The organism is Candidatus Infernicultor aquiphilus, from assembly GCF_002784285.1.
Classification (GTDB): Bacteria; Atribacterota; Phoenicimicrobiia; order Phoenicimicrobiales; family Phoenicimicrobiaceae; genus Infernicultor; species Infernicultor aquiphilus.
This window is the reverse complement of record NZ_PFKO01000268.1, coordinates 1-4,108: the sequence shown is the minus strand read 5'-3', so window position 1 is coordinate 4,108 and position 4,108 is coordinate 1. Positions and strand designations below refer to the sequence as shown.

The window sequence follows — 4,108 nt, the reverse complement described above, 5'->3', positions numbered from 1 at the left end:
AATTTTTGACGTAACTTACTTTCAGAAAAAGATGAAAAGTTCTCTTCATCTTCCTGACGAATATAGTTTGCTATAATAGAATAAGAAGAATCTATTAGCGGTACCCCTAAAATTAAAATAGGGATCAATAAAGTTAAAGCAGCAGTACTCTTGGATACCCCTACCATAGCAATTACCGCTAATATAAATCCAAAAGACATATAATAAGAAGAAAAATTACCCCGAGGAAGATATTTAATATAAATAAATGATACCGTGGCTATAATTAAGGACAGAATTTCTGCCAAAATTAATCCTTGTCTCTGGATAAGAGATACTGCTAAAAAAGTCAGAGAGGCAATAAAGATAATATAGGGAGTAATGCCTGCTAATTCATCGGTCTGGCTGATAGAATTGGTGATACTTACCAGCCAGATTATAGTCAAGGGGATGGACAAATATTTAAGATAAATATACCCTCCAGAGGAAGAAGGGTCTCGCAAAAATTCTATTTTAATTCCAGAATAGATTATAATTAAAGAAATTAAAACCTGAAATATAAGTTTAACCCCTACCGAGAGTCCCTTTTTTCTATCTACTCTCCCTAAGACAATCATCAGTATACTAGAGATGGCAATACCTATAGCTTTAGACATTATTCCACTTTCTAACATATATTTATATCTATTCCTTTAATTATTTCTTTTTTTATAACTTTATTTTCCGTACTGTTTCTTATCTTTTTCTTCCTTAACCTAAAACTTAATTAACTTAATTCGACAAAAATATTTAAAATCCTTTTTTAAAAATACATTTTTCCCGATTAACTAGTAAATATTTTCTTTAAACCAATGAACCGTCTTTTTTAAACCTGCTGACAAGTCAACTTCAGGTTGCCATCCCAAAACTTCCTTAATTAGATGGCAATCCAAAATATTCTTCCTTAAATCCCCTGCTCGGGGTGGTCCATAATTTGCGGGATGAGGAAATTTAATAATTTCTTTTAAAAGAGAAAAGAGCTCATTTACAGAAGCCCCTCTTCCTACTCCCAGATTAAAACCATTAAATTTAAATTCTTTTTCAATTTCTTCTCCCTGAATGACCTTAGATAATTTTAACACATTTTGCAGAGCGAGTAAATTAGCTCGAGCTACATCTTCTACATAAATATAATCTCTGATATATTCTCCATCACCATTTATAGTAGGAATCTCACCTTTTAACATCCTTTGAATAAATATAGCGATTACCCCGGCTTCACCGTAAGGGTCCTGACGTGACCCGTAGACATTTCCATATCTTAGTGAAACATAAGGTAGATTATAATTTTTTCTATAAAAATCAAGATAATGTTCTACAGTGACTTTACTAATTCCATAGGGAGATTGAGGTCTAAAAGGATATTTTTCAGTAATAGGAAACTGTTGTGGTTCACCATATATAGTACCTCCACTGGAGGCAAACACTATTCCCTGGACTTGGTAATTTACACAACATTGTAATAAATTTAGAGAACCTAAGATATTAGTCTGGGCATCAAACAAAGGGTCTTTTACCGAAAGAGATACGCTAATCTGAGCAGCTTGATGACATACATAATCCGGCTTTTCTCGTTTAAACATTTCAGCGAGTCCTTCTTGATTGGTAATGTCTAAATTATAAAACTTAACTTTTTTATTTAAATTTTCCATTCTTCCTGAAGATAAATTATCAACTACTACCACTCTATAATTATTTTCGATAAGCAAATCTACAATGTGTGAAGCGATAAAACCCGCTCCACCAGTAACCAAAACTTTCTTTTTCATAATGACAAATTTAGTGCCTGGCACCTTTTTTGTCACCTCCTTTTTCCTATAATTAATTACCATACTATAACTAAAGCAATTACACTGCAGATGATGCTAATCCCCCATAATAAGAGAACTACGTTTCGATGTGTTATACCCTGAGCTAAAAGACGATGGTGAAGATGCCCTTGGTCTGCTTGGAAAATAGGATGATGACTTCTATATCTCCTCCAGATAGCAAAAAGGGTATCGAAAATAGGCAGAGCCAGAATAATAATAGGAATAAAAATAAAGAAGGCCTGCTCACTCTTTAGTACCCATAAAGCCCCTATAGAAGCTAGCATAAAACCCGCGAAAGTACTACCCGAATCTCCTAAAAATATCTTTGCAGGGTAAAAGTTATATTTCAAGAAAGATAGCATACTCGCAGCCAGAGCAATAGATATAAGATTAAGAGAAGTAAAATTCTGTTTTAATCCTAAAATAAAAAAAGTAATTAAGGTAATAATGGTAACCCCGCAGGCCAATCCATCCAAACCATCTATTAGGTTGATAGAATTAGTAATGCCTACTATCCAGAAGATTAAGAAAGGATAAAAGAGATAACCTAACAAATCAAAACTTTTTAACTGATTTACTATAAAACTATTTATTAAATTACTGTTATATATAATCACCAATAAAGCTGGTATCATTTGAATTACGAATTTATATTTAGGGGAGAGATCTACAATATCATCTACTACACCTAATAACAGAATAATTACCCCACCTATCAAAAGAGTTTTAAACTGTCCTTCTATCTGCACTATAAACAGCAAACTCAATAAAAAACCAAAAAATATAACTATCCCTCCTAAATTGGGGGTAGCTTCCTCATGTACTTTGCGGTGACCGGGTAAATCTACCATATTTTGTTTTTTTCCAACGCGAGCCATATAAGGAGTTAAGATATAGGAAACAACAAAAGCGATAACGCCAACTTCTATATATTTCAATAAACATTCTCCTCTTTTTTAAAATTAGCCAATTTATCGATGGGTTGGTTTATAAATTCGCTAATTTATCTGGCCAATTCTTTCTTTAAATTTTCTATACCAGCTACCGGTGAAGGATCAATCTGATTTAATATAGCTAAATAATAGCTCACTAAATCGCCCAAATAGATTAGTGAAAACATCCGAGCCAATTTACTCTTACCTTTAGTGGTGCAAACTATAAACTCTGCTACTTTATCTTCGATAATCTTTCGGGTAATCTCTCTTCTTTGTTCTATCCGCAAAGACCCCTCCTCTTTGTCTTCCAAATAAATAATTTTAACCTGTCGGTTTATATTATTTTCTATTTCATAACCAACAATTTCGTTATGATTTAATTCAGAAAATACATTCCAGAAACAGGGCCATTTACTGTTTTCGTTTATCTGAGTCTTCCAGCGCATAGCGACTGCTTCTAATAATCCTTCAGAACCATAAACCAAAGGTAGATATTGGTATAAGCTCAAAGCTATCTTTTTAGCCAGATTATTTTTAAGGGGAGATCTACTTCTATATTCTTTAGAGAGTTCCTCTAGAACATTGACCGTTTCTTTTATCTCTTCATTTCTTCCTTTTATCAAACCTAACTTTTCTAATACTTTTAATATAGGAAAGAATAAATAGGAAATGGCGGCTCGAGGCTGAATCCCTGATGGTACTTTAATAATAGGAAAGTTATTTTCTATGGATAGAGTTTCGAATTTACCTCCTGAAGTTAAAGCAATAACTCTGGCTTTAACTTTTAGACACTTTTTTAAAGTAGAGAGAGTTTCTTCGGTATTCCCAGAGTAACTTACTGCAAAAACTAAAGAATCTTTATTTACAAACTTAGGGATATCGTAACCGCGAATAACTATTATGGGAATAGGTAATTCGTCAGCCAAATAAGTAGATAGTAAATTCCCTCCTATGGCAGACCCTCCCATCCCCAATACCACAATATTTTTTAATTTCTGGACAGAAATAGGGGATATTTGGGAGGAAATGGAAAATTCTTGGCCTAAACGTAAAGCATCTTTCATCTTCTGAGGAAAATCCTCTAACAACTCTATCATATTGGCCTTATCTAGCACAGAAAAATTTCCCTCTAATATTATCCTTACATTCTCTTTACTTTTTCTTATCTCCTCCATAATCTATCCTGCCCTCCCCTCAATTATTTTTACTTTATGTCTATATTCTCATATTTTATAACATATCACACAACCATCGCATACTCAAGCACAAAAATGACAAATTTAGTGCCAGGCACTTTTTTTGTCTAAAGGTAAAAAAAGGTGCCTGGCACTAAATTTGTCATTT

3 protein-coding genes and 1 pseudogene are annotated in these 4,108 nt (G+C 33.2%); all 4 read right to left on the bottom strand.

Features of this window, described 5'->3' with window-relative positions; all coding sequences use genetic code 11:
- A pseudogene (locus COZ07_RS07310) lies at positions 1 to 653 on the bottom strand (hypothetical protein); the annotation flags it as partial.
- 153 nt (positions 654 to 806) lie between these two features.
- The gene (locus COZ07_RS07305) at positions 807 to 1,787 is read right to left on the bottom strand and encodes an SDR family oxidoreductase (protein ID WP_406607915.1); all 981 of its coding nucleotides are present in this window, start codon (positions 1,785 to 1,787) and stop codon (positions 807 to 809) included.
- 56 nt (positions 1,788 to 1,843) lie between these two features.
- Positions 1,844 to 2,767, bottom strand: a complete 924-nt coding sequence (locus tag COZ07_RS07300) for a glycosyltransferase family 4 protein (protein ID WP_406607914.1) — start codon at positions 2,765 to 2,767, stop codon at positions 1,844 to 1,846.
- Positions 2,768 to 2,832: 65 nt separating this feature from the next.
- Positions 2,833 to 3,939 (bottom strand): bifunctional phosphoglucose/phosphomannose isomerase, encoded by a 1,107-nt coding sequence (locus COZ07_RS07295; protein ID WP_406607913.1) that lies wholly within the window; start codon positions 3,937 to 3,939, stop codon positions 2,833 to 2,835.
- Positions 3,940 to 4,108: the final 169 nt, after the last annotated feature.